A 24,673-nucleotide genomic window follows, 5' to 3' on the forward strand; every position below is an offset into this window, starting at 1 on the left:
CTCCGTCTCGGTGAAGCAGCTTCTACACCCCATCCCAATACAACGTCAATATACAAAATCAGAAAAAATTCATGTTTCTGATTTTTTATAGATATTCACGCAGGAAAGGGCCTGTACGGCTCGCTGGGTTTTTAGCGATATCTGCGGGCGTGCCTCTGGCAACAATCTGCCCACCTTCATCCCCCGCCCCTGGCCCCATATCCAGCATCCAGTCACTTTGAGCAGCAAGCCGCATATCGTGCTCGGCCAACACAACCGTATGCCCCTGCGCAACAAGCTGCCGCAGTTGACGGGTAAGCCGATCTACATCTGCTGGATGCAAGCCGGTCGTGGGCTCATCCAGAACATATAATATGTGCCCTGCCCGCTTTTTTTGAAGTTCCGTCGCCAGCTTAATACGCTGCGCCTCTCCACCAGATAGCGTTGTGGCAGGTTGGCCCAAACGCAAGTACCCCAAACCTCCCTGCCGCAAGGTATCAAATCCATGCGCAATGTTTGGGCTATCAGCAAAAAACTCATGCGCTTCATCAACGCTCATGTTGAGTACATCAGCGACGTTGCGCCCTTTAAGAGTAATAGCCAGCACTTCCGGCTTGTATCGTGCGCCATGACATTCCGGGCATGGAGCATACACACTGGGAAGGAACAGCAATTCCACTTCAATAGACCCCACACCCTCACACCGTGGACAGCGGCCTTTTGCGACATTGAATGAAAACCAACCCGCATCCATTTTCTGTTGCTTAGCCTGCGGCACAGCAGCAAAAGCTTGCCTGATCTGGTCAAACAGCCCCGTGTAAGTGGCCAAATTAGACCGAGGAGTGCGGCCAATAGGCTTTTGATCCACTACCACAAGGCGCCGGATATTTTGTAATCCGCTGACCACCTGCCCTTCCGGTTCAGCACTTTCCGCAACTTCTGGGATATCGTTATCGTCTGCCTCTGGTTGCTCAACAGGTTCTTTCTGCCCAAGCGCCTTGGAAACAATACTGACCAATGCCTGACCGGTTAAACTGGATTTACCGGAACCAGAAATACCCGTCACAACCGTCATGACACCTAAAGGGAGATCAAGCGTAACGTTGCGTAGATTGTTCCAGTTAATGCTTTTCAGGCAAAGCCACTCTTTAGGCTTAAGCGGCTCCATCTGCCCGTAATTGACCTCATCAAAAATATACGGTCGTGTGCGGGAACGAGAAACAGACTTCAGTCCATCCAACGGGCCACTATACAGGATTTCTCCCCCTTTTTCGCCAGCATCTGGTCCAACATCCACCAGCCATTCTGCATGACGGATAACCTGACAGTTATGCTCCACCACCAAAAGAGAATTGCCAGCATCCAACAATCCATGCAGCGCCTTAAGCAGGGCTTGCGTATCACATGGATGCAAACCAGAGCTTGGCTCATCTAGCACATACAACACGCCAAACAGGTTGGAACGAATTTGGGTTCCTAACCGCAGGCGTTGATATTCACCAGGAGAAAGTGTTTGCACACCTCGGCTTAGTTGAAGATAGCCTAACCCTAATTCCAATAGCGTTTGCAGCCGCTCTATCAGCGCTTCCACAATGCCATAAGCCGCAAGCCCTGTGGCATCGGTTTTCTTTTTGAGTTGCTGGCTTTGTTCCTGCAACACGGCCGTAATGTTCTTAAGAGGCAAGGCAGATAGCTCAGCAATATTACGCCCTGCAAATAACACCTGAAGCGCTTCGGCTTTGAGCTTTTGACCATGACATTCTGGGCATATACTGCTGACCATGAAAGATGCAGCCCTCGCCCGCATTTTGGCGCTTTGCGATTTGGCAAAGGTGTTCAGCACATACTGACGTGCACCTGTGAATGTACCGTTATAATCAGCCGGGACACCATGCTTTATGGCCTCTAACACCTGCTCATGCGTGCGGCCGGGGTAAACGGGCTCTGTTGGGGTTTCCTTCGTGTAAAGGATCCAGTCGCGCGTTGCCTTGGGAAGATCTTTCCACGGGATGTCTACATTCACGCCACGCGTGATCAGAATATCCCGCAAGTTCTGGCCCTGCCATGCCGTTGGCCATGCCGCAACGGCCCGTTGCCTGATACTAAGCGTATCATCCGGCACCAATGTTTTTTCTGTGACATCGTAAATGCGCCCAAGCCCATGGCAGCGTGGGCATGCCCCCATTGGCGTGTTGGACGAGAAATCTTCTGCCTCTAAACGGCTCATGCCTGCAGGATACGTGCCTGCCCGTGAATACAGCATGCGCAAGAGGTTTGAGAGTGTTGTGAGGCTTCCGACAGAAGACCGACTACTGCTACCCCCACGCTGCTGCTGCAAGGCAACGGCTGGAGGTAGGCCTTCTATGGCATCCACAACTGGCACTGGCATCTGATTAAACAACCGACGCGCATAAGGAGAAACAGATTCCAGATACCGACGCTGGGCTTCTGCATAAATTGTACCAAATGCCAGCGAGGATTTACCTGACCCTGAAACGCCAGTCATCACAACAAATTTGTCACGCGGCACAGAAACAAAAACGTTTTTTAGATTGTGTTCACGTGCCCCGCGGACACAAATCATATCGGCAGGGTTGCTGGCAGAAGGTTGTGTTTTCATGGGGGCATTATACGCCCCCTATTTCTGCCCTGTGGTATGGAAAAAAGAATAGGTGCCCTGCATGTGCCGCTTTCTGACGTTTACGGCGTGTCGTCAGTTAAGCCCTGAGAGTGGCACGTGAGGGTTGTACTTTGTGTCTGCGTGTGCTGACTGTTTTCCCGTTTTTTTGGGGAGACAGACAGATGCGGCGCTATAGTTTACGCGATGACCAGTGGGAGCGGATAAAGGATCTTCTTCCTGGTCGAGAAGGCTATGTCGGCGGCACTGCGGTGAACAACCGTCTGTTCGTGGAGGCGGTGCTGTATCGCTATCGCGCGGGTATTCCATGGCGCGACCTTCCTGCCCGTTTCGGTGACTGGAAAAACGTGCACTGGCGTCTGCGCCGCTGGTGTGAAAGCGGCGTCATCGAACGGATATTTCGTTATCTGGCCGCTGATTACGACAACGAATACATGATGATCGACAGCACAATTGTCCGAGCGCATCAGCATAGTGCCGGAGCTCTCAAAAAAGGGGCACGGATCAGGCCATCGGACGATCACGAGGCGGGCTAACTACAAAGATCCATGCCATCTGCGACGCTCTGGGCAATCCAGTGGAACTCGGCATCACACCGGGACAGGATGCCGATATCACCCAGGCAGAACCACTTCTGGAAAACATCGAACCGGATGCTTTCCTTGCTGACAAGGCGTATGACGCGGACAGGTTGATCGATCGGCTGATACAGCGCGGGATTACCCCGGTCATCCCGCCAAAACGCAACAGAACGACACGACGGAAAACCGATTTTTCTCTCTACCGCGAACGGAACCTTGTTGAGAGGTTCTTCAATAAACTCAAGCAGTTTCGCGCTATCGCAGCCCGCTACGATAAACTGAAATCGACCTTCCTCGCAGCCGTGCAGTTCGCCTCAATCATCATCCTGCTTAACTGACGACACGCCGTAGCGTAGGTAACAGAGCACCTGATTAACTTAAATAAAACCTACAGAGTATCCTCTGTGGGCCCATCAGAAAGAGCACCTTCCCATTTGGCCGAGATTGCAGCGGCATAGCCATTGCCTAGCACATTGGTTGCTGTGCGCATCATATCCAGAAAATGATCAATACCCAGAATAAGCGCAATGCCCGCCTCTGGCAGACCAAACTGAGGGAGAACAGCCACAAGTGTAACAAGCGAGGCACGGGGCACGCCAGCAATACCCTTACTACTGAGCATCATCACCAGCAGCATCAAAAACTGCTGAGACCACGGCATATGGATACCGTAAGCCTGTGCAATAAAAATGGCTCCGAAAGACTGAAACAGAATGGAGCCATCCATATTAAAGCTGTACCCCAATGGCAGCACAAAGCCACTAATCCGGGTGGGTACGCCAAAATTCTCCAGTTTTTCCAGCAACAATGGATAAACGGACTCACTGCTTGCCGTAGCAAAACCCAGCAGCACAGGCTGCACCAATTCACCCACCAGCGTTTTAATGCTGCGCCCCAGAACCAGAAATGCAATAAAGGTCAGAACGCCCCATTGCACAAAAATCGTGCCGTAAAATTCCGCCAGAAACCGCCCAAAATGCAGCAACATACCTGCGCCACTTTGCGCCACAGTGCCCATAATGGAGCCAAATACAGCCAGTGGCGCCAGCACCATTACCATGTCTGTCATACGCAGCATGATATGTGCCAGTTCTTCGGTCCATTTCAGCATGGTCTCACCTGCTTTACCCGCTGCGGGCAAAGCCACACCAAACAGAACCGAGAACACCACAATCTGCAGAATATCATTACGCGCCATGGCATCCATGACACTGGTTGGCACGACATGCAGCAGAAATTCAACGGGTTCAAAAGGATGCTTCAAAGACGAAATATCAGATGGCAAAGGCGCTGAAAATCCATAACCCGGCTGAAGAATATTGGCTGCAAATAAGCCGATAAGCAGCGAAATAAAGGACATGGAGATAAACCACAGCAAAACGCGCCCACCCACGCGCACCACCAAGGTATCATCCCCTAGAGCATAATCCGATCTAATAGGTTCATTTTAAGATTCCCATACTGGTCGAAATCTGATTCATACTATGTGCCGGTATGGAGGCCGGCCCGTATGACCCGAGCCCTGTCTGCTGACCTTCGCCGCCGCACGATTGCGGCTGTTGCCTCTGGCATGACCCGTCGTGCGGCGGCGGTTCGTTTTGGTGTGTCTTCGTCGAGCGTTATCCGCTGGGTTGCTGAGTGGCAGGCCAGCGGTCGTGACCATGCGCTTAAACAGGGCGGCGATCGCCGTTCTCACCGGATTGAAGCGTGGTCAACCTTCCTGCTGGCCGCGATTGAAACAAAGGCCGATATTTCCCTTGTCGAACTGGCGGAGACACTTGCAGCGGAACACGGTGTCCGCTTTGCGCCGAGCACGATCTGGCGCTGTCTCGACCGTCACGACATGACCATCAAAAAAAACGGCGCACGCCAGCGAGCAGACACGGCCCGACGTCGCACAGCAGCGCGAGGCCTGGTTTGACAGCCAGCCTGACCTTGATCCGACCCGTCTGATCTTCATCGACGAAACAGCCGTCTCAACGAAGATGGCTCGCCTGCGGGGGCGGTCACAACGGGGCACGCGCTGTCGGATGTCCGTGCCCCACGGGCACTGGAAAACCACGACGTTCATCGGCGGGCTGCGCCTCTCCGGCATGACAGCACCGATGATGCTGGACGGCCCAATGACCGGCGAATGGTTTGCCGCCTATACCCGCAAGGTGCTCGTTCCAACCTTATCACCGGGAGACGTCGTCATTCTGGACAATCTGCCCGCCCATAAAGGAGCCGTTGCCCGCGAGGCTGTGGAGGCAGTCGGCGCCAGGTTGTTGTTCCTGCCGCCCTACAGTCCTGATTTCAACCCGATCGAAAACATCTTCGCCAAAATGAAGGCGTGGATCAGACGGGTGGCACCGCGAACCCTCGACGCTCTTCAAAATACCGTCTGTGGAGCAATTGACGATATCTCTCATCGCCAGGCCGCCGCGTGCTTCACCGCCGCTGGATATGAACCAGACTGATCGGATTATGCTCTAGCTTGCCAATGCCGCTTACCAATGTAGCAAATACCAACGGCGCAATAATCATGCGGATAAGCCGCAGAAAAAGCCCCGTTAACAAGGTTGCCACCTGATGTGCAGCCGAAATATAGGCCGGAAACAGATCATGCACCGCAAGCCCGCATAAAATGCCTAACACAAGGGCAATCAGGATAGCGTAGGTGCGCCGTTTGGTATTAGTGGGTGAAGCAACCGCTGCCATCTGTCATTCTTCTCCCTTTGGAGCATGAAACTTGTCAAAAAGAAGGCTCATATAGGGAAGAAGACGCAAGAGGTCAAAGCTGTAAAACAAGCAAAATTATTTCTTAACCGTATCTTTTACTTAACAATATAAATGATTACCTGCCCATTTTTTGGCAAGTGCCTGATACAGACTATTCAGGTTGCAAAGACCATACACTCTCGGTAGCCGGCGTACCGCCTTTTAAACCGCCAGAAAATGAAGTATTTTCCAAGCATCTGATAGCATATTCTGCCCCGTAATACTGCTGAATATCTTGCTGGGTTACGCTAAATGGTGGTCCGGCTATACAAGTTTGATCATATTCCAAAGTAACAAGGAGTTGCTTCGCCTTGCTTGAGATATCCAGCAGATGCTCTGCATAAGTTGCGCGCATAGCAGGCGGTAAAGCGACCAGAGCAGCCCGATCATAAATAGCCTGCACATTTCCCAGCAGCTTACGAGAGAGTGTGAAAATATCGCCCACGAATATGTTAACGTTTTCCGCCTGAAAACACAGCATATTTGGTGCTATATGAGATATTTGCGGCGTTATGCCGAGTTCGGAAAAGAGCTGTTCTACCGCAATCTGGCTAAGCTCTACCCCAACCACATTTATCCCGCGTTGCAGAAGCCAATGAATATCTAGCGTTTTGCCACATAACGGTACAAAAACACGCGCGCCCTCTTGCAGCCCCAGAACAGGGAAATATTTGACTAAAAGTGGATTAACAGCGGAAAGATGAAAGCCAATTTGGTTTTTCTGCCATTTCATATTCCAGAATTGTGCATCCATTTTGGCCTCTTTCTGTTATAAAATTATTCAAACCATGTTTATGCTTAGTGCGTAAACAATAAAGCGAACACCCTGTTTTAACAGGATATTCGACCTTACACTCTGTATCAGAAAGTTGTCTCTCATGCGTAAACTTTATGTTTATGATCATTGCCCATTCTGCATCAAAGCCAGAATGATTTTTGGCCTCAAAAATATTCCAGTTGAGCTTGTTGTTCTGCAAAATGATGATGAAGCAACGCCCATTGGCATGATCGGTCAGAAAATGCTGCCTATTCTGGAAGAAAATGGGCACTATATGGGGGAAAGTCTGGATATTATTGCGCATATAGATCAGGAAGGAGCGCCTCTTCTTACTGTTCCCGCTCGGCCAGAAATTTCTGATTGGATCAGCCGTTCTAGCTCTTTGCTGTATAGGCAGTTCCTTCCCCGTGCAGCAGCAGCTCCTTTTCCGGAATTTTCCACCACATCCGGGCGAGCATATTTTATACGCAAAAAAGAGGCTTCAACCGGTCCATTTTGCGAGGTTTTTAATGAAGGAACAGAAGCCCTTCTCCCTTTAAACGCATTGCTGGAAGACTTATCTCTTCTTTTACCAGAACCATCTGCGCTTCAGGGACCGCTCTCTTATGATGATATCCATCTATTTGCGCACTTACATAGTTTTTCCATCATCAAAGGGCTTACCTACCCTGCTGCAGTAGAGAGCTATAGGCAAACACTTTCCAAGCGTTCGGGCATTCCTTTGCTGGATGCTATAGCCGTCTGATTATAAAAAACTTTTCCTGTGTGGCGTTTGCTGAGAATTCACAATCAGAAACACAGGAAAAGTTTGTATATAAATAAATACTCAAAATAATACATTAGTAATTTTTTTATAATTTATGATTTTAAAAAAGTAATTTTGTTTTTATTGTAAAATTATATATTTATTTTCGCATATTATAATTACTGTAAAATAATATATTCTAAAATTTTTCCGTTGAAAATTTCATCAGAAAATATTATCAAGGCAATGTTATGACAACTGGCATAAGGAGAGGTCTTTCCTTTAGAATTGTAATTCTTCCACAACATCAAATGGTTTCGTTTTCTTGTGGCCTTTAGATGGGTGCCTGTTTTATATTATTGCAATAATATAAAACCATAATCTGTTTACTCTCAGATTTTTCCTTTTCTCCCATCTGGCAAGCAGATACATCCAGCTATCGCATAGTGCCGCAGACCCGCTGCGCTCTTTTTCCCTCAGACACATGTCCTGAGGCTTTTATGGTTAGAAGCCCCTATTGGCTTTCACCATTCAGGCGCGGACTTCTCCCGAACCGTATTTTTCCACAAGATTCCGGAGTGAACGGCCATTTGGCATCACCCGGAGAATTGCAGTCAGCCAGCATATTCCGCACTTCGGTGGAATATCCCGTCAAAATGACGGTTGCCTGTGTAAAGAGGAGTATCTCCCCTTGAAACAGACAGACCCTCTGTCGCCTCCGCCTGCATCGTTTGCAGATCGTCTTGGAATTCCCGCGCCTCTGTTCTGGGGCTTTGTGGGGCTTCTGTTCTTCATGATTGGTGATGGTGTAGAAGCCGGTTACCTTGCCCCTTATCTGGAAGGGCATGGTACATCAGCCGGTAACACCGCCCTTTTGTTCACTATTTACGGCGTTACAGTTTCCATCTCCGCATGGCTCTCTGGCCCACTGTCTGATCTATGGGGCCCCAAGCGCGTCATGTGGATCGGCTTGGCTATCTGGGCCGTTTTTGAAGTTATCTTTCTGGCCTGCGGTGTTGCCGTTAACAGCTACCCCATCATGCTGCTGGCATATTCCCTGCGTGGCTTAGGGTACCCGCTGTTCACTTACGGTTTTCTGGTATGGATTGCCGCTGCCACACCACCGCGTCAGCTTGGTTCTGCTGCGGGCTGGTTCTGGTTTGCCTTTTCCGGTGGCCTGCCTACCTTGGGTTCTCTGTTCGCCAGCTTTGCCATTCCTGTTATTGGGGAAATGGCCACTTTCTGGTCTTCTCTGGGAATGGTTATTTTTGGTGGTCTGCTGGCTCTGCTGCTTACGCGTGAACCTACAGGCTCTCAGCGTTTGGCGGCCCCCGGCACCCCCGCCAAGGATATCTTCTTTAGCTCCATCAGCATTCTGTGGCGCGAACCCAAAACGTTTGTGGCCATGGTGGTACGCACCATCAACACATCATCCGAATACGCGTTTTTGGTGATTATGCCGACCTTCTTTACCAAGGTTATTGGTTTTACACTTTCTCAGTGGTTGCAGCTGCTGTCTATCGTGTTCCTGTCCAATATTCTGGTAAACCTGTTTTCCGGTATTTCAGCAGACAAGTTCGGTCATCGTGAAGTTGTAGCTTTTGGTGGCGGCATTGGCGCAGCTATTATGGTGCCTGCCTTCTATTACGTGCCGCAGATGTTCCCCGGCAACTTTATGATTGCCGCTATTGTGGGTGCTTTGTATGGCGCATCCTTGGCTGCTTTTGTACCTCTATCCGGCTTGGTGCCCCAGATCTGCCCAAAGGAAAAAGCTGCAGCTCTTTCCGCTCTTGGGTTGGGTGCTGGTGCCAGCACGTGGGTTGGCCCGGCCATTGTAACATGGTTTCAATCCTGGCGCGGTGTTGAAGGCATCATCTGGATCTTCTCTGGTCTGTATGTTGCTTCTGCCCTGATGACCATGCGCCTGACTATTTCACCCGAAGCACGCCGCTATCTGAAAAAAATCTCCGAACGGGAAAAACAGAAGCGCGCAGCTGCTGCTCGTGGTGATATTGCTGAAGAACTTTCCCTCAGTAAACAATCCTGAAGCCGTTCTGCTTTATATGCAAAGCTGGCAAAAGCCCCATCCATTTCTGGATGGGGCTTTTTTTTTATGTTCTGTCACACGCAGATGAATTACATCATGTCGCATGGCACCCAATACTCATCCCCTCCGGCGAGGCTGGACAACAGGCAGTTGCGCAACAGCCGCAGCAAAGGCCGCATGGCTGATGCTGAACGGCAATCCCGCTCCTGCCTGCGTGAACATCACCCTTCCCTCCGGTCAACAGGTAGGGTTTGCCATTGCCCGCACTGGAGGTACGCCAGATGCGCCTTTTGCTGAAGTTATTAAAGATGCGGGGGATGACCCGGATATCACGCACGGGGCCCTTATTCGCGCAACAGTAAAAACCTTACCTGCTGGTTGTGGGATTATGTTTCAAGCTGGCCCCGGTGTGGGCACAGTCACCCGCCCCGGCTTGCCCATAGCTGTGGGGGAACCTGCCATAAACCCAACACCTCGCGCCATGATTCGCGCGGCTTTAACCAAAGCAAATGCAGGTATCTGCCCAGATGCAGAGGTGATTATCAGCGTAGAAAATGGAAAAAAACTAGCTGAACGCACACTAAACAGTCGGCTAGGCATTCTGAACGGTCTGTCCATTTTGGGCACAACCGGCATTGTGGTGCCTTTTTCATGCTCAGCATGGATTGAGAGCATCCATCGGGGCGTGGATGTTGCGCGCGCAGAGGGCCTGACGCATTTGGCCGGAAGCACCGGAAATGTTTCCGAAAAAGGTGTGCAACAGTTTTATAACCTGCCAGACAGTGCGCTGATTGAAATGGGAGACTTTGCTGGTGGCCTCTTAAAATACCTCCGCAAGCATCCCATTCCGCGCCTTACAATATCTGGCGGCATCGCCAAAATGACCAAGCTTGGCCAAGGCTTTATGGACCTGCATTCTAAACGAGGCCCGGCAGATATGCGCCAATTGGCCGATCTTGTTCTCGCGCATAACGGAAAGCCCGATATAGCAGAGACCATTGCGTGCAGCCCCACAGTGGCTGAGGCCTTTTTGCACGCAAGCCAACAGGGTTTTCCATTAGGACACCTGATTGCCAGCTCTGCCTTACAAACAGTTAAGAATGTTCTACACCCCGCCCCCATACAAGCCGATGTGCTCGTGTTTGACCGTGCAGGCAATCTGGTTGGGCAAGCCTGAAAGCTTAGTCCTGCCCGCGAAAACGCCGCCGATAATCAGGATTATACAGAGCGCTTTCTCTAAAATCCTTATCACCTAATACGCGGCCAACAATCACAAGCGCGGTGCGTTCAATGGGGTTTTCTTTCAACTTGTCTGCAATGTTGGCAAGTGTTCCGCGTAGTACAAGCTGGTCTGGCCACGTTGCTCGAGCCACAATAGCTACCGGGCAATCCGTCCCATAAAATGGCGTCAACTCTTCTACAATTCTCTCCAGCGCATGCACTGCCAGATGGATAGCCAGTGTCGCGCCTGTAGCACCAAAAGCTGCCAGCGTTTCTTTTTCTGGCATAGCGGAAGCACGTCCGTTTACACGCGTAAGCACCACACTTTGGGCAACGCCCGGAATGGTGAGTTCCTGCCCCAATATGGAAGCCGCTGCCGCAAAGGCTGGCACGCCCGGTGTCATACTCCACGGAATACCGTGTTTTTCTAGACGGCGGATCTGCTCTGCCACAGCACTATATACAGATAGATCACCCGAATGCAGGCGTGCCACATCCTGCCCTTGCTGATGAGCCTTTACGTATTCAGCTTCTATCTCATCTAATGTCATGGGGGCTGTATCAACCTTGTGCGCATCTGGCGGGCAAAATTGCAGCATTTCTGGTGGCACAATAGATCCTGCGTATAAACATACTGGACAGGATGCCAAAATATCCCTTCCGCGTATGGTAAGCAGATCAGCCGCTCCGGGGCCTGCCCCTATAAAATGCACGGTCATTCAAATATCTCCTTCTGCCACGGCGCATGTCACACCATTCATGCTGCAACGCGGTACAATAAGTTTGCCCTGTGGGCCAGCCGCAACCAATGCACAGGCTTCAGATACAGAGGCTACTCCGGTATGCTGCATGCTACGGGCTGATACTGTCTTGCAGTGCGCATTCATCTGCTGCATGGCCGCAAGCTCTACCCAGACAATTCGGATACCCAGGCAATTTGCCACCTGTAATGGCAGATTTGTAGCATGCCGAAACGCAGGAACAGCAAGAGCGGACAACTCTTTGCCAGAATGGTACGCCAAGGCGCGTGCAATACATGCCTGAGCCTGCGCTAAGGTTGCCCTACTGTTCCAGCCCAAGCCAAGAAATATCATGAGGCCTCAGGTTTCTGCGCGATCCACTGTGTTACTGGCATGGCAGGACGGAAACCATGGAGAGACCCTATCTTCTCTAACCGAGACACAGAAATGCGCGTAAGCGTTCCCCCCCATTCCTGCATGGCACGCAGCAATCGGGCTTCTGTTTCCGCCACCACGGCATTCACCACAATACGACCACCGGGTTTAAGAGCCTGCCATGCAGTTTCCAATACGCTTGCGCGGCTTGCGCCTCCGCCAACAAAAATAGCATCAGGCTTTGGCAAATCTTCCATGCCTTCTGGTGCACGGGCTTGCCTTACATCTAGCCCCGGCACACCAAGAGCCGCCGCATTACGTGCAATGCACGCAGCCCGTTCTGGCTGTGCCTCAATGCACACTGCGCGGCAGGATGGAGATGCCAACATCCATTCAATACTAATGGAACCAGCTCCGCCTCCAATATCCCACAATAGCTCCCCTGCCCGAGGTGCTAGGGATGACAGCGTAACAGCACGAATTTCCCGCTTTGTAAGCTGGCCATCATGTTCAAACCACGTATCTGGTAACCCGTTGGTAAGCGGCAATGTATGGGAAGCACTTTGGGCACCTACCTCCAGCCCTATCAGGTTAAGCCGCTGAAGTTTATCTGGCGCACCTTCATGGGCATAAAAACTGTGCAAAGCTTCATGCGGGCCTCCTAGCCGTTCCAACACATGGCAACGCGTTGCACTTAATCCTTTACTGACAAGCCAGTTAGCCAAAACATGCGGCGTATTTTCATCAGCAGACAGCACAATAACGCGGCCAGATGGCTGCAAAGCTGGATAAAGCTGTTCTATGGGGCGACCACATAAGGAAATTACCCGGCAGTCCTGCTCTGCCCACCCAAGCCGACTACAGGCCAAGGCCACAGAAGATGGCGCGGGTAAGCACAGCATTTCCTGCGGAGGGATAGAACGTGCCAGTGTATTTCCAACACCAAAAAAGAATGGATTACCAGACGCCAGAACCACAGTAGGTAAGCCCTTTCGGGCAAGAATGGCGTCTATTCCGCGTTCAAAAGGGGTGGGCCATGCAAGTGTTTTCCCCTGCACGAATGGGGCTGCCAATTCCAGATGGCGGGCACCGCCCACCACAAAAGCCGCTTGCGTAAGAATGGAACGCGCAACGGGAGAAAGACCTTCCACACCATCTTCCCCAATCCCGATCAGGGTTAACCACGGCGTTTGTGGCGCATGTTGGGGTTGCTCGGTCATTCATCCATTCCTTTTTTGGCGCATACTTGCACGGCACCGGCCTCAGCTTTTACAACACTTTGTTTTTCATGCTGTAAAGCTTGTCCATATGCCTTCATCTTCCAATAATTTTCGCGTTCTTGTTCTTGGCGGCACCACTGAAGCCTCTGCCTTGTGCCGTTATCTGGAGCAGGAGCCTTCCATCAGTGCTACGCTTTCCCTTGCGGGGGCAACCAAACAGCCGCATTTGCCTACGCTATCTGTGCGAATTGGTGGTTTTGGAGGTTCTGATGGATTGTGCGCGTGGCTCAAAACACATGGAATCAAGGCTATAATAGATGCCACCCACCCTTTTGCGGCCACCATGAGCCAACATGCGGCCACTGCCTGCGCGACCACACAAACGCCTTTGTTGCGTCTGGAACGATCAGGTTGGCAGGAAATGCCAAGCGATAAATGGTTCCATGCAGCCAATCTGACAAAAGCGGCAAACCTATTAGCTAACGCCCCTACATGGAAAACAGCACCACAGCGTATTTTTTTAACAACAGGCCGTAAGGAATTGGCACCGTTTAAAATTGCGCCACAGCATCGTTACCTCATCCGCTCCATTGATGCGCCAGATCCTGCTTCCTTACCTCCGAATGCAACCATCCTGCTGGATCGCGGGCCTTTTGACGTGCAGAGCGAAGCCAAGCTGATGCAAGATTACGACATCACATTGCTGGTTTCAAAAAACTCTGGCGGCAGCGCAACATACCCCAAGCTGGAGGCTGCACGCCTGTTGCATATTCCCGTCCTGATGGTCGATCGCCCAGTGGCTTGCTCTAACATCCCCATAGTAGAAACTGCCCAACAAGCCATGGCATGGTTACAGGCGCATCAAGCCGCATCAACCCGCCGTAAAGTGTAAAACCACGGTTCACCATTGGGCCTATCCACCAAACGGCTAGCTTTGCAGCCTATCAACACCAATGTGCTCATATCAGCCCATTCTGCATTGGCTTCTTGCAGGGTAGCAAGCCGCACAGCTTCATCTGGCCGCCCTATGGCGCGCGCAAAAGCAACCGGAATAGTGGGCGGTAAAACACCCCGCAAATGCTCCAAAGCCTCACCCAACTGCCACGGACGAGCGTGAGATCGTGGATTATACAGCGCAATAACAAAGCCCGCCTGTGCGGCAAGCTGCAAACGTTCAAGCACCACATCCCAAGGTTTGAGATTATCTGAAAGGGACATAACGCAGAAGTCCCCACCCAAGGGGGCACCCAACCGCGCAGCCGCAGCCAGAACAGCACTCAGGCCAGGGACAACGCTGATATCCAGCGCACGCCATTTGTCTGGCCCTTGCTCTAACGCCTCAAACACAGCGCTAGCCATGCCAAACACACCTGCATCTCCGCCAGAAACAACAGCCACATGCCGCCCCTGCTCTGCCATTTGCAGAGCGTGCCGGGCGCGGTCCAACTCTACCCTGTTGTCTGAGGCATGGCGGACAACGTGCGGAGGGACTTCTACCCGTTTCACATACGGACCATACCCAACTAGATCTGTTGCTTTAGCCAATGCCTGATCTGCCTGCGGAGTACGCTGAAGGCTATTACCCGGCCCCAACCCTACAATGGTAACGCTGCCCTTCATCTCACACCTTTCCGCCCCGGCAGCAGAACCAGCGAGAAATAAGGCACGCTATCTTCCTGCTCCTGCAAAGCACACATACGGGTATTTTCCTGCGTGCCACGTTCAACATATACGGCATCTGACAAACGGCCTGCTTTTTCCAATGCCCGCTTGACCTGCGGCATGTTACGGCCTGTTTTCATAATAACTGCAGCATCTGCCTGTTCCAGCCAGTTGGTCAGCTTATCTTCTGGCAACGTGGCGGGAAGAACGCACAACACATCATCCCCATGCGTTATGGGCAGGTGTGCCTGGGTCCAGCATCCATTCATGGCCATAATACCGGGCACAACCTCGGTTTCAAAGCCAGCTTTCAGCCGATCAAAAAGATACATGGCCGAGCCGTAAAGGAAGGGATCGCCCTCACATAACAGAACGACATCCTGCCCTTTATCTAACCGTTGGGCCAGATTGTGTGCGCATTCATCGTAAAACTGGCCCATGCCACCATGATATGCTGGGTTGGCAACTGAGATTTCTGTTGTAAATGGATATTCCAGCCGCAATTCTTCAGCATCCGGGGCAATATGCGCACGCGCAATCGTGCGCGCATGACCCGGCCTATCATGACGGCAGAAATACGCCACCACCTTTGCCGCCTGCACCAGCCGGACAGCCCGAACGGTCATGAGCTCTGGATCACCCGGCCCTACGCCAACAACCTGTAATCTGCCGCGTGTCATTTATTCACGCTCACAGGCCAGAGCATTTACAGCGGCGGCAGCCATAGCACTCCCTCCCGGCCTGCCACGCACCACAAGCCATGGCACATCTTTGCGGAGGGAAAGAGCTTCCTTAGATTCCATGGCCCCCACAAAACCTACGGGCAACCCAATGATAGCTGCAGGATACGGTGCCCCAGCATCTATCATTTCTAATAAATGGAATAACGCGGTAGGTGCATTGCCAATGGCAACCACTGCACCAGCTAGCTTTTCTCCCCACAAATCCAGTGCGGCGGCTGAACGGGTGTTACCAATCTGGCGCGCCAGTTCGGGCGTGCGGCTATCACGCAATGTACAAATAACAGGGTTGTTAGCAGGCAAACGTGCCCGCGTAACCCCGTGCGCCACCATTTCGGAATCACACAAAATATCGCAGCCTTTTTTCAAGGCCGTGCGGGCAGCCGCCACAAAATTTGCCGTCATGCTAACAGATTGAGCCATCTCCACCAAGCCGCAGGCATGAATAATGCGCACAACAACCTGCGCTTCTTCCGGCGTAAAGGCAGAAAGATCGGCTTCTGCCCGAATGGTCGCGAAGGAGCGTTCGTAAATAGCTGCTCCATTCTTGATATACTCATACGCGGCCATTCATTATCCTTTCCTGTGGCTTGGTGCCTATAAAATAGTCTTCGACAGCTCTGTCATCTGGGAAAAAGCGCATGACAGGCCCCGATGCCGTGCCATTGCGGATAAGCCCATAACCACTTTGGCCGGCAACTACGGTCCAGCTTGCTTTTTCTGGGTGTGCGCAGCCTTTACTGCACCCGGATACATGCAGGCTTTCCCCAGCCCTCAAACTATGGGCCAGCGTTTTTGCCAGTGCTTGTGTAGCACCTTCTGCCTGAGCACATCCTGCATTCCCCATACAGGCAGAAACCCGTAAAATGGGATTGGTGCTTGTATCCACCATATCTGCCACATGTGGCGCGTACGACATGCCATGCAGAATAATACTGTGCCACGGCGTAAGCCGCAGAATGCCATCTCCGTTTCGTGCATGATTCGCGCAACTACGCAGCATGGCAGATGTTAAAATGCCTAATGGTGCATTCAGCGCATATAAGGCTAAGCCTATTTTACCCGCCAACAAAGCTGGATCTGGCGCATCTACAGCCGCAATTTCTACCGGATAGCCAAGCTGATTAACGGCCTGAAAGAGCATTTTACCCGTTTCTGGATACCGTGCTGGCCGTTTACTCTTTGGAATAGCGATAAAAGCCTGAGCCAGTTTTATGGTCAATTCCACTGCAGCCTGAACGGGTGCCGCCTTGCTTTTCTGATTGCCACATACAACAGACCACAACCCTGCCCCACTGGTTTGCAGCGTAATGTCTGCCTTTAACAACCCGACAGTAAACAGCCCTCCGCCATCTACGGCAAAACCAAACTTATCCGGCAATTCAGAGAGAATATCGGCATTACATAAGGCCACCCGTAAAGCTGCGGCACATTCCTGCGTATCTGATGCACAGGAAGGGTCGGCCCCCGCCAAGGGGGACTCCAATAACGCCAAACGTTTTTCCTGTTCAGGATTAGCCATACCCAAGCCTGCCAGAACGGCTAGTTCAGGAAAATGCAGGGCATTATTATGAGAGAACCCGCGTAATTGTAGACTGGCGCGATTGGTAAGGCAGATCAGCCCATTGCCCTCGCGCTCTGCAATCTGTGCCAGAAAAGTGGCCTGCGCCGCAGTTATCTGGCCAAAGGCTGGCCTTACCCGCACCAGCCAACCATCCTTAGCCTGCATGGGGGCAAACAAACCCGGACACCATCCTTTAACCTCTGGCGGCGTAAAACGCTGTGTCACGCTATCTGCCTCCCTTTCTGGCTATCGCGGATACAAAGTCTCTCTTCACGGCCGCCCTGTTACGCAACACACGCCCTGCTTGTCAAAAAGCCAGACATGCTTGATCATTTCATACGCAGGCACGCTGCAACCTTTCATCCGTTACTCGCAATCTGTGTTATGAAATACGGATGATTATAATACCCTCTCTTTCCATCCGCTTGAGCTTGATAGCAGGTTTGTTTTTTGCCGGATCAAGCATTTACTCTGTGCACGCCCATGCGAATGAACCCACCACACTAGATACAGCCGCACAGGCCACACATACGCTGGTGAAACAGATAGGCGAACAACGGTTTACTGCGCCCGATTTTCGCCCGGGTACTGTGCGACACATGGTGATGTTTCAGTTCCGCACCCACAGCAACGGTTGCGGAAAGGCAAGAAGTGACACGTCGCTTTCTGGAACTATTAACATCCTCACGCCGCCCGAATGGCACACCGGTTGTTGTCAGCTTGGAAGCCGGGCCACAAAACAGTGGGGAAAATGCTGATCTGGGGCTGGATTACGGGTACCTTGTCACCTTCCGTTCAGAAGGTGATCGTAATTACTACGTAGGCCGCCCTATTGTGCATACGAGCGGATGTTTTGACCCCACGCATGATGCTTTCAAAAAGTTTGCGGCGCCATTCCTAGCCAATGTGGTGGTTTTTGATTTTACCGTAAAATGAAGGGGAGAGAAAAACTCTCCCCGTGCCGTAAATGCTTGCAATATTTAGTGTTCAGGCACCGGCAATGCCTTCTCCCACCATATCCAGTGGGTTCACTACCTTATCGAAAGTAGCGGCATCCACGTAGCCAGATTTCAAGGCTGCATCCTTAAGGGAAAGGTCATGCTCCATGGCAATGTGAGCAATTTCCGCAGCCTTGTCATAGCCAATTACAGGCGCCAACGCTGTAACAAGCATAACGGACCCACCCACATTCTGTTTGAGCTGCTTTTCGTTCAGTTGCGTGCCTTCAACAGAAAAAATACGGAAATTATGACAGCCATCCGCCAAAATACGGATACTGGCAAGACAGTTGGCGAGTATTACCGGCCGCATAACATTCAGATCCAACTGGCCCTGACTAGCCGCAAACGCAATAGTGTTATCATTGCCCAGCACCTGCGTGGCAATCATCACCATTGCTTCACATTGTGTGGGGTTCACCTTGCCGGGCATGATGGAAGATCCCGGTTCATTCTCCGGCAGGTGCAGTTCACCCAACCCACAACGCGGGCCGGAGGCCAGCCAACGCATATCATTGGCAATTTTCAGCAATGGCACCGCCAAGCCACGTAAACCGGCAGATGTTCTAGCCATGGCATCCAACCCACTTAACGCAGCAAATTTGTTAGGTGCCGTAACAAAGGGCTGTTTTGTTAGCTCTGCTATACGTGCAGCTATAGCCTTGCTGAAACCTGCCGGTGCATTCAGCCCCGTGCCCACAGCAGTGCCCCCAGCAGCAAGTTCAAACAAAGCTTTACGATCTTTACGCAGGCCACAAAGCGCATCTTCTAGCATCTGCACCCAGCCAGACCACTCCTGCCCTACTGTTAAAGGCACGGCATCCTGCAAATGGGTGCGACCAATTTTAACAACGTCCATCCATTGCTCAGCTTTCTGGCGCAATGCTTCTATAAGCTTTTCTACGCTGGGCAAAAGTCGGTTTTCAATTTCCAGCAATGTCACAACATGCATAGCTGTGGGGAATGAATCGTTGCTGGATTGGCCCATATTCACATCATCATTGGGATGCACTGGTGTTTTGGAACCAATTTTGCCGCCTACAAGCTGAATGGCACGGTTTGCAATAACCTCATTCACATTCATATTTGTTTGAGTGCCAGAGCCAGTCTGCCAGACAAATAGCGGAAAATGTGCATCTAGCTTGCCTGCCGTAACTTCATCTGCAACCGTGGCTATCAGATCAGCTTTCCATTGAGGCATTCGCCCTTCTGCCGCATTTACCAATGCAGCTGCTTTTTTAACAATGCCGTAAGCATGATAGAGCGGCAAAGGCATATGTTCTGTACCAATGGAAAAATGCACCAGACTGCGCTGGGTTTGTGCGCCCCAGTATTTGTCTGCCGGAACATCTATGGTTCCCATTGAATCACGTTCCTGCCGAACACCTGTGGCCTGAATGCCTACGGGACAAAAACGAATTTGCGGATTATTGCTCATGATACATTACCTCCCCGCTGGTCAGTTACGTTCAGCCAGCTTTCTGGTTTGGGCAGCATAGACCTCTTCCGCGCCTAAAAATGAGATCAGAACCATCACATTTAGACGATTATGATTTTCGATCAGATATTTATAATTTTTTTTAAATTTACTTATATTTATATTTTTACAATTTTTTTATTACAGCAAGAATTACGGCGTGTCGTCAGTTAAGCCCTGAGAGTGGCACGTGAGGGTTGTACTTTGTGTCTGCGTGTGCTGACTGTTTTCCCGTTTTTTTGGGGAGACAGACAGATGCGGCGCTATAGTTTACGCGATGACCAGTGGGAGCGGATAAAGGATCTTCTTCCTGGTCGAGAAGGCTATGTCGGCGGCACTGCGGTGAACAACCGTCTGTTCGTGGAGGCGGTGCTGTATCGCTATCGCGCGGGTATTCCATGGCGCGACCTTCCTGCCCGTTTCGGTGACTGGAAAAACGTGCACTGGCGTCTGCGCCGCTGGTGTGAAAGCGGCGTCATCGAACGGATATTTCGTTATCTGGCCGCTGATTACGACAACGAATACATGATGATCGACAGCACAATTGTCCGAGCGCATCAGCATAGTGCCGGAGCTCTCAAAAAAGGGGCACGGATCAGGCCATCGGACGATCACGAGGCGGGCTAACTACAAAGATCCATGCCATCTGCGACGCTCTGGGCAATCCAGTGGAACTCGGCATCACACCGGGACAGGATGCCGATATCACCCAGGCAGAACCACTTCTGGAAAACATCGAACCGGATGCTTTCCTTGCTGACAAGGCGTATGACGCGGACAGGTTGATCGATCGGCTGATACAGCGCGGGATTACCCCGGTCATCCCGCCAAAACGCAACAGAACGACACGACGGAAAACCGATTTTTCTCTCTACCGCGAACGGAACCTTGTTGAGAGGTTCTTCAATAAACTCAAGCAGTTTCGCGCTATCGCAGCCCGCTACGATAAACTGAAATCGACCTTCCTCGCAGCCGTGCAGTTCGCCTCAATCATCATCCTGCTTAACTGACGACACGCCGTAGAAAAACCAGAATGCATTTCTGCTATGAATTTGGCTACTTCATAGACTTGCTATAGCCAAATGTTTATTCTACACGCTTTGTTTATATCATTCAAAAGGGCGTGACATTTTGCGTCCTCATGGACTTGGCTCAATGCATGATTCCACAAAAAATTATCATGCAAATAATTTCATCGTGAAATGGTACAGCATCCAACATGCACATACCGTGGAAAATATGAGAAAACTGTTACTGACAGGAAGCGTATTCACCTGCGCCATGTTGCTTTCTGCCCCTGCTCTGGCAGATGATGCGCAGGAACTGGCAAGCCATTAAGGCGGAAATGCGCCGGCTGGCTGCACAGGTGGAAGCTATTGAATCCCGTCAGGCCAAACGGCATGCAGGCACCTCCGCTCCTACGCGTAATGTTGCCCATAGTACCAACACACTTTCAGCCGCGCATACTGGCAATAAACTTGCCACAGCTTACGCAAACCAAGCAGACAGAGAAGATCCTTCCATCCGCTTTTCACCAGATGAAGCGCCTGTTCAAACAGCTTCCGATACGCACGGAGGCACAGCCAAAGGCGGCCTTGGCTTTAAATGGTTACCCGGAGCCTCTGGCTCTGACGCAGCTTCCGGCGCAGATACGGAAGAAAAAAGCCATTCCTCAATCGATCTCTCATCCTCCAGCCCTACTGCTATTACACAAACAGAAGTTGATAGACTTCCGCCCATTTTCAGTATTGGGGGCATATCTGTAAAGCTGGGGGGGCTTTATAGATATGTCTAATATCTGGCGTAGTTCGAACATGACCAGTGGCCCCGCAACGGGCTGGGGCAATTTTCCTTATGCCAACAGCCCCAACCATGGGCTGTCTGAAGAACGACTTTCTGCCCAGCTCAGCCGCCTGTCTATTTTGATGGAAGCCAACCCCAGCAAATCCTCCCGCTTGCAGGCTTATGTAGAAAGTGATTTTGCGGGTTCTGGCAGCACAACCAACAGCGTACAGATTAACGGCTACACGCCGCGCCTGCGGCAAGGTTACTTTACATTCACCCAAAAAGATTGGGGTTTGCATATTCTTATGGGGCAAGCGTGGAGCTTGGCCACCAACTACGCCAAAGGCATTATTCCCCGCCAAGAAGAACTACCAGCAGTTACAGATAACAACCAGTTGCCAGGTATTGTCTTTACACGCGTGCCTCAAATCCGAATTGGCAAGGACTGGAATCAGAAATACTGGTTGGGCCTTTCTATTGAAGACCCTCAAGCCACTGTCGGCTTCTCTTCCGCTATCAGTTCTGGCAGCACCATTCCCGCTGCGCGGGGGCAAGCAGCGGGTGCTCGTGTTTACTATGCCAATACCGGGGGTATGCTGCTAAATGCAGCAACAAATTACTCTTACAACCCTGTTCCAGACATTATTTTGAAGGCGGCAGCAGACACATCCTTCGGTCATTATGAAGTGTTCGGCCTTGCACGCTGGTTCCGTTCCCTTGCAGTAGAACCAGGAGCGACAACTACCAAAAAGCACACTCATTTTGGTGGTGGCGTAGGTGCAGGCATGACAGCCCCCTTAGGCACAAACCGTTTGCACCTTACAGGTGATGTTCTGGCCGGTGATGGTATTGGCCGTTATGGGCCAACCCAAATACCAGATACAACATTCAACGGTCGTGGGCAGCTTACGCCTGTTCCCGAAATCATGGGGTCGCTCGGCTTGGTGGGCCACCCTAATTCTTCCGTACTGCTTTACACTTATGGGGGCGTGGAAGCTTCTGGCCGCAAACGCTATATTGGCGCAGATGGCAAGCAATATGGGTACGGCGTAAACGATCTGGATCTCGCCGGATGCGATGTGGAGTTTGGGGTATGTAGTGCACAAACACACACCCTTGCCTCCTTTACTGCTGGCGGTTGGTGGCACTTTTTACAAGGCCGTTACGGAAGCATGATGGCAGGCTTACAGTATACCTTTGTACGCAAGTTCGCCTTTAAGGGGAATGATGGGCATGGCGATAGCGTAGATCCGGCCACATCGGGCAACACAGTTTACGTAACTTTCCGGTACTTCCCGTTCCAGTAAGACTTTTAGTTAATGCCAAAGCTCTTCATCTTGCGGTAGAGCGTTGCACGGCTAATTCCCAAACCACGCGCGGCCTGCGTAACATTCCCCTGAGAAACAGCCAAAGCGGAGCGAATAACGTTTTCTTCCGCCTTCTGAAAACTTATTTCCGAACCCTCTTCCAGCTCGGTTAACAGATTGGGATGCTGGGCGATGGTTTTATCTGTCCAGCCCATCCATTCACGCGCAGCATGTGTTGCGCCTGTAATTTCCCCTTGGTCGTTAATAGAAACCAAAGGTGCTGAGCAGCCCCTAACCGAACCTAAGGTAAGTATTTTTTGCCCTTCGTAACTGTTACGGAAAAGTTGTTCTTCAATACGCCGACCAGATTGCGCAAGCGTTTCCATAAGCAGTTTATCAATAGGTTGTTCTGTTTTGCCGTTCATCGAGGCAAGGTTTAGAGCCCCAGCTACGCGTCCCTGTGCATCAAATATCGGCACAGCATAACTAATCAACAGGGAAAAACAGAAACGCCAATGCGCGCCACGCCCTAGAAAAATCGGGCACCTATCCTCTACGCATGTTCCAATACCATTTGTGCCTGCTATCTCTTCGCTCCAGATAGCTCCTTCACGCAAGTTAAGGCGGCGGCAAACAGAAAGATGTGTTTCATCCGCACAACGTGCCAAAATCATGGCGTTGGGGTCTGCCAGCAACACCATAAGCCCCAAACCTTGCACCAAAGTAAAAAGGTGCTGCATTTCTTCCGAAGCTTGGCGCAATAGCAACGCGGACCGGCTACTGACATGCCGAAATTCTGCACCACACAGCACATCGGCTTTCCATTTTTGGGAAGGATCAAGCTGGTAGGATGTCTCGCAACGTATCCAGGATTTCTGTACTGTTTCTTCCTGACTTTCTGTTTTGGAAATAGTATTTTGAGACAAAGGCCGTGTGTTCATCGCGGGGGCTCTACCATATCCGACAAGGACATATTAAAGGCTTTCCTAACGTTGCCTTTCTCTTATACATAAAAAACATAACTCTCATAGGTATGTTGTGTATTTTATTTTTACCCATCCCTTGTAAGTAAAGTTTTTGTTATTCAAAAATAAAACTTACTGCCAAAGGTAAACGAACTTTATGTAATAAGCATTAGTCTCCGGTGTATTTCGTCCTTCAAGAGAGTGCGAGTAACGGGCTGTTAGCGAAAAATGCTGGTTAATATTGTACATAAGCCCCGGACCCAGAGCGATTTCGCGGCTGTTGGAATTATCCAGATATTGGCGCAACGTGTTATCACGCGTTCCAGTTACATTCTGCCAATCAAACGCAAGAAATGGCTCAAACTTCTTGGTGGCTTTCCAGCTAAATCGCAGGTTGGTGTAAAACACCACGCCGGGTGAATAACTATGCTGGTCTTTTTGATGTTTTGTAGAGCCAACAACCGTGCCGGCATCACCATCAAAACTGAAATGCTTCCATTCATAGTCAAATATTAAACTGGATATATTTGACCAATAATTGGTGGATGTTGCATCCCTTGTGCCGTAAGGCGTTTGCATAAAGGTCTGTATACCAAAAGTACTGTGCTTATTGGGCTTAAACCATGCTGCTGGTCCAACAATGGTTGGCCCTAACCCGCCATAATTTGTGCCATCTGCCAGTTTGTAGCTTTCCGTCTGGATCAGCTCAAAAGCAAACCCAACATGGGGAATGGCTTCAAAACTACGGAAATGCACATATTTGGTCATACCCGACCATGTATGGCTGCCACCGGCAGGCGTACGCTGCCCGCCACTTCCGTAACTATGGCCTGTGGCATTGCCATCGCCATACTGCACAAGCACGTTAAACGGCTTAAAATCTACAGGTAGGTCATATTCATGGGGACCAATAATGCCCAACGTGATATCCGCAGCTCGCGCAGGAACTACGTGACACACAATCACTGTAGGCATGACGAAACGCACGAGGGAAAGCAGACGCTCCCCGCCGTCTATCAAACGCATCTGAATATTCCGATAAGCAACAATAACAATCAAATAAACGCGTAATGCGGGGTTCCAGATAAACT

At 50.9% G+C, this 24,673-nt stretch carries 19 protein-coding genes and 4 pseudogenes; 9 read left to right on the top strand and 14 right to left on the bottom strand.

What is annotated here, in order from left to right:
* Window positions 1-85 precede the first annotated feature (85 nt).
* The gene (locus A4S02_RS05225) at window positions 86-2,599 is read right to left on the bottom strand and encodes an excinuclease ABC subunit UvrA (RefSeq protein ID WP_070323158.1); all 2,514 of its coding nucleotides are present in this window, start codon (window positions 2,597-2,599) and stop codon (window positions 86-88) included.
* A 182-nt stretch (window positions 2,600-2,781) separates the two neighbouring features.
* On the opposite strand from A4S02_RS05225, the gene A4S02_RS14905 reads away from it, so the two are divergent.
* Window positions 2,782-3,536 (top strand): IS5 family transposase gene (locus A4S02_RS14905; protein WP_099046881.1). Its coding sequence is split into 2 segments (ribosomal slippage): window positions 2,782-3,121 and window positions 3,121-3,536, totalling 756 coding nucleotides; the frame shifts between segments, so codons are not numbered across the junction.
* A gap of 50 nt (window positions 3,537-3,586) precedes the next feature.
* On the opposite strand, the pseudogene A4S02_RS05240 reads toward A4S02_RS14905, so the two are convergent.
* Window positions 3,587-4,618: pseudogene (locus tag A4S02_RS05240) on the bottom strand (dicarboxylate/amino acid:cation symporter); the annotation flags it as partial.
* A gap of 90 nt (window positions 4,619-4,708) precedes the next feature.
* Here A4S02_RS05240 and A4S02_RS14910 point away from each other — a divergent pair.
* Window positions 4,709-5,657, top strand: a protein-coding gene (locus A4S02_RS14910) for an IS630 family transposase (RefSeq protein ID WP_249023703.1) whose coding sequence is annotated in 2 segments (ribosomal slippage) — window positions 4,709-5,049 and window positions 5,048-5,657 — 951 coding nt in all. Because the reading frame shifts where the segments join, the coding sequence is not laid out codon by codon here.
* A 13-nt stretch (window positions 5,658-5,670) separates the two neighbouring features.
* Here A4S02_RS14910 and A4S02_RS05255 read toward each other — a convergent pair.
* Together A4S02_RS05255 and tmpT are read right to left on the bottom strand one after the other, a co-directional pair.
* Window positions 5,671-5,898, bottom strand: a pseudogene (locus A4S02_RS05255) (cation:dicarboxylate symporter family transporter); the annotation flags it as partial.
* A 172-nt stretch (window positions 5,899-6,070) separates the two neighbouring features.
* The gene (gene tmpT, locus A4S02_RS05260; RefSeq protein WP_070323162.1) at window positions 6,071-6,712 is read right to left on the bottom strand and encodes a thiopurine S-methyltransferase; all 642 of its coding nucleotides are present in this window, start codon (window positions 6,710-6,712) and stop codon (window positions 6,071-6,073) included.
* Window positions 6,713-6,836: 124 nt separating this feature from the next.
* Here tmpT and grxB point away from each other — a divergent pair, with 124 nt between their 5' ends.
* From grxB to A4S02_RS05275, 3 genes are all read left to right on the top strand, one after another.
* Window positions 6,837-7,481 carry a glutaredoxin 2 gene (grxB, locus tag A4S02_RS05265; protein WP_070323163.1) on the top strand — a complete coding sequence of 215 codons (645 nt, stop codon included), beginning with the start codon at window positions 6,837-6,839 and terminating at the stop codon, window positions 7,479-7,481.
* A gap of 691 nt (window positions 7,482-8,172) precedes the next feature.
* A complete protein-coding gene (locus tag A4S02_RS05270; RefSeq protein WP_070323164.1) occupies window positions 8,173-9,528 on the top strand; it encodes an MFS transporter in 1,356 nt (451 codons plus the stop codon).
* 103 nt (window positions 9,529-9,631) lie between these two features.
* Complete coding sequence (locus A4S02_RS05275) at window positions 9,632-10,705, top strand: cobalt-precorrin-5B (C(1))-methyltransferase (protein WP_019088931.1); 1,074 nt, start codon at window positions 9,632-9,634, stop codon at window positions 10,703-10,705.
* 4 nt (window positions 10,706-10,709) lie between these two features.
* On the opposite strand, the gene cobM is transcribed toward A4S02_RS05275, so the two are convergent.
* The 3 genes from cobM to A4S02_RS05290 are packed head-to-tail and all read right to left on the bottom strand — an operon-like array spanning window position 10,710 to window position 13,084.
* A complete protein-coding gene (gene cobM, locus A4S02_RS05280) occupies window positions 10,710-11,468 on the bottom strand; it encodes a precorrin-4 C(11)-methyltransferase (RefSeq protein WP_070323165.1) in 759 nt (252 codons plus the stop codon).
* Entirely contained in the window at window positions 11,469-11,843 is a 375-nt protein-coding gene (locus A4S02_RS05285; protein WP_070323166.1) for a cobalamin biosynthesis protein, read from the bottom strand.
* A complete protein-coding gene (locus tag A4S02_RS05290; RefSeq protein ID WP_070323167.1) occupies window positions 11,840-13,084 on the bottom strand; it encodes a bifunctional cobalt-precorrin-7 (C(5))-methyltransferase/cobalt-precorrin-6B (C(15))-methyltransferase in 1,245 nt (414 codons plus the stop codon). The genes A4S02_RS05285 and A4S02_RS05290 overlap by 4 nt, the downstream gene beginning before the upstream one ends.
* A gap of 88 nt (window positions 13,085-13,172) precedes the next feature.
* Between A4S02_RS05290 and A4S02_RS05295 the strand changes: the two genes are divergently transcribed.
* Entirely contained in the window at window positions 13,173-13,976 is an 804-nt protein-coding gene (locus A4S02_RS05295; RefSeq protein WP_070323168.1) for a cobalt-precorrin-6A reductase, read from the top strand.
* Here the strand turns inward: A4S02_RS05295 and cobJ are convergent.
* The 4 genes from cobJ to cobG are packed head-to-tail and all read right to left on the bottom strand — an operon-like array spanning window position 13,946 to window position 17,275.
* Window positions 13,946-14,704, bottom strand: a complete 759-nt coding sequence (gene cobJ, locus A4S02_RS05300) for a precorrin-3B C(17)-methyltransferase (RefSeq protein WP_070323169.1) — start codon at window positions 14,702-14,704, stop codon at window positions 13,946-13,948. The genes A4S02_RS05295 and cobJ overlap by 31 nt on opposite strands.
* Window positions 14,701-15,426: a precorrin-2 C(20)-methyltransferase gene (locus A4S02_RS05305; RefSeq protein WP_070323170.1), complete on the bottom strand. Its 726-nt coding sequence runs from the start codon at window positions 15,424-15,426 to the stop codon at window positions 14,701-14,703. Before A4S02_RS05305 ends, cobJ begins: the two co-directional genes overlap by 4 nt.
* Window positions 15,427-16,056 carry a precorrin-8X methylmutase gene (locus tag A4S02_RS05310; RefSeq protein ID WP_019088938.1) on the bottom strand — a complete coding sequence of 210 codons (630 nt, stop codon included), beginning with the start codon at window positions 16,054-16,056 and terminating at the stop codon, window positions 15,427-15,429.
* On the bottom strand, window positions 16,043-17,275 hold the full coding sequence (gene cobG, locus A4S02_RS05315; RefSeq protein WP_070323171.1) for a precorrin-3B synthase: 1,233 nt from the start codon (window positions 17,273-17,275) through the stop codon (window positions 16,043-16,045). The genes A4S02_RS05310 and cobG overlap by 14 nt, the downstream gene beginning before the upstream one ends.
* 170 nt (window positions 17,276-17,445) lie before the next feature.
* Between cobG and A4S02_RS16335 the strand changes: the two are divergent.
* Window positions 17,446-17,986, top strand: a pseudogene (locus A4S02_RS16335) (Dabb family protein).
* Window positions 17,987-18,037: 51 nt separating this feature from the next.
* Here the strand turns inward: A4S02_RS16335 and fumC are convergent.
* Window positions 18,038-19,486, bottom strand: a complete 1,449-nt coding sequence (fumC, locus tag A4S02_RS05325) for a class II fumarate hydratase (protein ID WP_070323172.1) — start codon at window positions 19,484-19,486, stop codon at window positions 18,038-18,040.
* 294 nt (window positions 19,487-19,780) lie between these two features.
* Between fumC and A4S02_RS14915 the strand changes: the two genes are divergently transcribed.
* Both A4S02_RS14915 and A4S02_RS05340 read left to right on the top strand, forming a co-directional pair.
* A protein-coding gene (locus tag A4S02_RS14915) for an IS5 family transposase (RefSeq protein WP_099046881.1) occupies window positions 19,781-20,535 on the top strand; the annotation gives its coding sequence in 2 pieces (ribosomal slippage) (window positions 19,781-20,120 and window positions 20,120-20,535; 756 coding nt in all).
* A 145-nt stretch (window positions 20,536-20,680) separates the two neighbouring features.
* Window positions 20,681-22,617: pseudogene (locus A4S02_RS05340) on the top strand (hypothetical protein).
* 5 nt (window positions 22,618-22,622) lie between these two features.
* On the opposite strand, the gene A4S02_RS05345 reads toward A4S02_RS05340, so the two are convergent.
* Both A4S02_RS05345 and A4S02_RS05350 read right to left on the bottom strand, forming a co-directional pair.
* Complete coding sequence (locus A4S02_RS05345; RefSeq protein WP_026019426.1) at window positions 22,623-23,558, bottom strand: helix-turn-helix domain-containing protein; 936 nt, start codon at window positions 23,556-23,558, stop codon at window positions 22,623-22,625.
* A gap of 156 nt (window positions 23,559-23,714) precedes the next feature.
* Window positions 23,715-24,608, bottom strand: coding sequence for a transporter (locus A4S02_RS05350; RefSeq protein ID WP_099046901.1), 894 nt, complete (start codon window positions 24,606-24,608; stop codon window positions 23,715-23,717).
* Window positions 24,609-24,673: the final 65 nt, after the last annotated feature.

This window comes from Acetobacter ascendens (assembly GCF_001766235.1).
Classification (GTDB): Bacteria; Pseudomonadota; Alphaproteobacteria; order Acetobacterales; family Acetobacteraceae; genus Acetobacter; species Acetobacter ascendens.